This window comes from Capnocytophaga periodontitidis, assembly GCF_016126015.1.
GTDB lineage: Bacteria > Bacteroidota > Bacteroidia > Flavobacteriales > Flavobacteriaceae > Capnocytophaga > Capnocytophaga periodontitidis.
Genome location: NZ_JAEFDB010000048.1, coordinates 1 through 653, shown reverse-complemented (window position 1 = coordinate 653; position 653 = coordinate 1). Strand labels below are relative to the sequence as shown.

The 653-nt window shown below is 39.4% G+C and carries 1 pseudogene; it reads right to left on the bottom strand.

The features are described 5' to 3' along the window. Positions 1-267, bottom strand: a pseudogene (locus I7X29_RS15245) (RHS repeat-associated core domain-containing protein); the annotation flags it as partial. Positions 268-653: the final 386 nt, after the last annotated feature.

Below are 653 nucleotides of genomic sequence, written 5' to 3'. Positions count from 1 at the left end.
TATTAAGCCTACGGTTTGCAGGTGTTCGTGTCCTGTAAAACCACGGTCAAGTAGTAAGTTTTCTAACTTATTGCCGTTGCCGTCAGTAATGCCTAGCACCTTGCCCCAAGCATCAAAATGGCGGGCTTCTACGAGCTTGCCGTTAAGGTCGGTAATAGCGACAATACTCCCTAATTGGTCTCTATGTAAAAAGAGCAGTTTTCCCTCTTCACCATTGCTATTATATACCGCAGGAGCACTATACGGGTCACCGCCAAGGTAAAACACAAAGTTAATGCTGCCTTTAGCTTTATCCTCTTTGATTTCTACACTGCCATCGGCACTGTAATGTTTATGAATAGGGCGTTTCTCTTTCTCAGCTTCCGCATTGCCATAAAAGCTATGGGCACGATTGCCAAAGGCGTTGTATAAGTAGGTGATACGCTCTTTGTCCTCTACGTATAGCTGTTCAGGACTTATTTTTCAATATTTCAATGTACTTTAATCACGATGTAAAGGTACAAAATATTTTTCAATCTTGCCTATATACATTAGTAAAATATATGTTTTTAAATCCTGCCTTTTTTAACTTATCTGCAGTTTCTAAACCAACTACAGTAAGATAACTCTTATTGGAAAAAGAAGCAAATCTGTACTCGCTCCTACAAATAAAG